The sequence below is a fragment of the Parabacteroides massiliensis genome (assembly GCF_900155425.1).
GTDB lineage: Bacteria > Bacteroidota > Bacteroidia > Bacteroidales > Tannerellaceae > Parabacteroides > Parabacteroides massiliensis.
In genome coordinates this window covers 1-3,814 of the sequence record NZ_LT700205.1, presented here as the reverse complement: position 1 = coordinate 3,814, position 3,814 = coordinate 1, and the positions used below count along the sequence as shown (strand labels likewise).

4 protein-coding genes and 1 pseudogene are annotated in these 3,814 nt (G+C 48.8%); all 5 read left to right on the top strand.

Going from position 1 to position 3,814, the window contains the following annotated elements; genetic code table 11:
• Nucleotides 1-195, top strand: a pseudogene (locus BQ9893_RS20955) (hypothetical protein); the annotation flags it as partial.
• A gap of 12 nt (nt 196-207) precedes the next feature.
• Entirely contained in the window at nt 208-2,220 is a 2,013-nt protein-coding gene (locus BQ9893_RS20950; protein WP_075967837.1) for a hypothetical protein, read from the top strand.
• A 38-nt stretch (nt 2,221-2,258) separates the two neighbouring features.
• The gene (locus tag BQ9893_RS20945) at nt 2,259-3,131 is read left to right on the top strand and encodes an AAA family ATPase (RefSeq protein ID WP_008778296.1); all 873 of its coding nucleotides are present in this window, start codon (nt 2,259-2,261) and stop codon (nt 3,129-3,131) included.
• Nucleotides 3,132-3,134: 3 nt separating this feature from the next.
• A complete protein-coding gene (locus BQ9893_RS20940; protein ID WP_075967836.1) occupies nt 3,135-3,362 on the top strand; it encodes a hypothetical protein in 228 nt (75 codons plus the stop codon).
• The coding region (locus BQ9893_RS20935) for an AAA family ATPase (RefSeq protein WP_075967838.1) at nt 3,359-3,814 on the top strand (456 nt) is incomplete at its 3' end. The genes BQ9893_RS20940 and BQ9893_RS20935, both read left to right, overlap by 4 nt.

Below are 3,814 nucleotides of genomic sequence, written 5' to 3'. Positions count from 1 at the left end.
GCTCCGGTTATGGAGACACTACACGACCATGATAACGTGATACGCCAATATTTTCCGAACGGCGCATTGTTAGAGATCAGTAAAAACGACAGCACGGGTGTGGTGATTTATAAAGGGGAAGAGGTGAGACATTATGATAATGTGACATTTTCCAATATAGACAGCATCCAAAATTTTGCGGCCGCATTGAAATAAGGAGGTGTGAGTATGGAATTTTTCGATAACAAACTTTGCATATCGTTTCGTGAACTTGTTGATGGCGGAATAATGACTGTTCCGAATTACAAGTATATGGCATCCAGTGGCCGGATAAAGGTAGCACGTCGTGGTGGTGGAGCGAAAGGAAATGGAGCTTTGATTGTTATTGATAGTCTGCCTACCTCTTACAAAGAAAAAGTCGAGGAGAAATATCCTGGTGGCAATGCCGTGCTTTTGCGTGGCTGGATAATATCGAATTACGAGCTTGATCAGGCTGCCGTCGCTTTCTTTATGGATTGGGCTGCCCGGCAGTCCAGCGATAAGGCTTCTGACGAGCTTGCCAGAAAGTATGCGATAAATGCTTCAGTACTGAATACTTGTATCAAGTTGTACAATCGTAGTCGTGATTATCGAAAGTTAATGGGAGAGAAGTATGATTGGAGCATGATGGCTACTACCATTGAGACGCTGCGCGAAGAGTTCGGGCATGATTTGCCGGCGAGTACCTTGCGTTTCCGAAAGAAGGTGAACGAGTACAAGCAGTACGGTTATGAGTGCCTTATCAGTGGAAAGTTCGGTAACCAGTGTGCGAGGAAAGTGGATTACAAGACCGAGCGTCTCGTGCTGAGCATCACGGTGCTGCCGAACCAGCCTTATGGCAGTGACGTACACGAGATGTATATCTCCTTTGTGTGTGGTGAGTTGGAGGTATGGGATTTGGAAACCGGGGAAATATTCAACCATAACGATTTTACGGATAAGAACGGTGATCCGAAAGAACTGAGCGAAAGTACCATTCGCAACATCTTGAACAAGCCGGCCAACCAGGTACTCATAGAGAAAAAGCGTCGTGGGTGGTCGGAATTCTACCACGAGCAAATGCCACACATGCACCGCCACAGTGGAGAGTTCTCCTTGTCCCAGATTACGATGGATGACGTGGATCTTCCGCGTCGCATGAAGGGTGGTGAATACGTACATGCTTATTATGCCTACGATATGGTGAGCCAGTGCCGTGTGGGGCTTGCTTACGGCCGTGATAAAGACGAAGCCCTTGTGGTTGCCTGTTTCCGGGATATGTTCCGCCTGATTGAGCGTAACGGGTGGGGGATGCCTGCCGGTATCGAGGTGGAGCAGCATTTGATGAGCAAGTACAAGGAGGGCTTCCTGAAAGCCGGTGAGGTGTTCAAGTTTGTGCACTTTTGTGCACCGTTGAACTCTCAGGACAAATATGCTGAACCGTTGAACGGCGCGTTCAAGACTACCATCGCCCATAAGAACCATGAAGGAGTGGGTCGTTGGTACGGTAAAGGGGCACGGCGTGTGGATCAGAAGAAAATCAGCGACAGTGGGAACCATACCTACGAGGATAGGAAATATTATACGTTTGAGGAACTTGTGGCAGATGACCGCAGGGATTGTGCTGAATGGAACAACACGCTGCACCCCAACCAGAAGAAATATCCGGGCATGACCCGCTGGGATGTGCTTGTGTCGAGAATCAACCCGACTCTGCGCCCGCTTGATAAACTGACCCTGAGCCGTTATATTGGCGAGAGGGTGGAAACAAGCGTAAGACGGAACAGTACGGTACGTGTGGCGTACGCTGACTGGTGGCTGAGCGGTCCGGAGGTTCTTGAGAAGTTGGAGCCTAATAACCGCAAGGTGACGGCTTTCTATTTGCCGGATGAGGAAGGCAAACCGACCGATGTGTTCCTGTATCAGAATGACCGCTATATCGACAAGGTGCGCCCGGTTGTGACTTATAGCCGTGTAATGGCGGAACAGACCGAAGAAGATAAGGCAGCTTATACGGAACAGGCAAAGATAATGAGTCACTTTGACAAATGGGTACGTGATAACGCTATCGGTCAGGTAGGTGTGGCACCGGTCCAACGTGAGGAAGAAGATGAGGAAACGGAAAGCCTTGTATTATCTACGGCACCTGTTCCTGAAGAACTCGATGAAGCTTACGAATGGCAGCCGACCAATATGGCGGCAATGGCTATTGGAGATATGTAAGAATACGATTAGAATAACATTATAACAGCGTTTGAATTATGATTACAGAAGCGCAAAAACAGAAGATTTTGGGAGCGATAGCTGCCAACCGTGCGAACTATCCGAGTGACGCGAAACATGCCGCCTCCCTTGGCATCAGCACATCGGTGTACAGTGCCATTAAGAACGGACAGACGGATAAAGCCCTTAGTGATGCCAACTGGATAAGTATAGCCCGTCGTTTGGGTGTGGGCCTCCGTGCCGATATGGAGTGGAAGGTTGCCAAGACCGCCACGTTCGAGTATATAACCGCCCAGCTTGAGTTCTCCCAGCAGTCGAGCCTGTCGGCTATCCTATGCGACATTCCAAACATCGGAAAGACTTTTACTGCAAGGTATTATGTGCAGAACCACAAGAATGCCGTGTATATCGACTGCTCGCAGGTGAAGACCAAGCTGAAGCTGGTGCGTAAGATAGCTGCGGAGTTCGGAGTGGATGCCAAAGGTAAATATAGCGATGTATACGAGGATTTGACTTATTACCTCCGTTCCATTGAGAATCCGCTTATTATTTTGGACGAGGCCGGGGATTTGCAGTATGAGGCGTTCCTTGAGCTGAAGGCTTTGTGGAATGCCACCGAACGCAGTTGTGCTTGGTATATGATGGGTGCGGATGGTTTGAAAGAAAAGATCAACCGTTCGATAGAATGTAAGAAAGTGGGCTATACCGAGATGTTGAGCCGTTATGGAGATCGTTACAGCAAGGTGACACCTGATGACGGCAAGGAGCGTGAGGCGTTTTTGAATGCCCAAGCTCGGACGGTGGCTAAAGTAAATGCCCCGGCAGGTGCGGATATAGCGCAGATTGTACGCAAGACACGTGGAGGTCTGAGGCGAGTATATACCGAGATAGAGAAACTTAAAATGGCATAGGCGATGGTTAAGATAGTTTTAGAGGACAAAGGTCAAGACCTGTTATGGCTCAAAGTAAATGAAGGTGGTCTTGTGGAGGAAGCCGGACCATTTCAAAATGAAATATGGAAAGATGCTTATGTCCCGTATTGGGGGCTTCACATAGGGCAATTCTGCCCGATACACCATCCTCCGCATATCATCAAAGGGTTTCTGAAATATAGGATTGAATCAATAGAAAAAGAGTCATGAAACGAGCATATAGTCCGAAAGACATAGCCGCCAAGAAATGGGTGACGTTGCCATGGGGCGAGAAATGGAACAAGCCTTTCGGGTTCCCAGCGGAGAACGCCTCCTGGTTCATCAGCGGTGCCAGTGCCAGCGGGAAGAGCAGCTTTGTGATGCAGCTTGGCAAGGAACTGTGCAAGTACGGCCTTGTGTTGTACTTGAGCTATGAGGAGGGCGTGAACCAGACATTCCAACGCCGTATGGAATATTTGAAGATGAACGAGGTGCAAGGCAAGTTCCGTGTGGTTGTGGACGAGACCTATGAGGAACTGATAGACCGATTGAAGAAGCCGAAGTCCCCGAAGTTTATCATCGTGGATTCGTATCAGGTGTCGGAATGGGAGTATCCGGATGCGGTAGCCTTGATGAAGCGTTTCCCGAAAAAGTGCTTCATCTGGATCAGCCAGGAAAAGAAG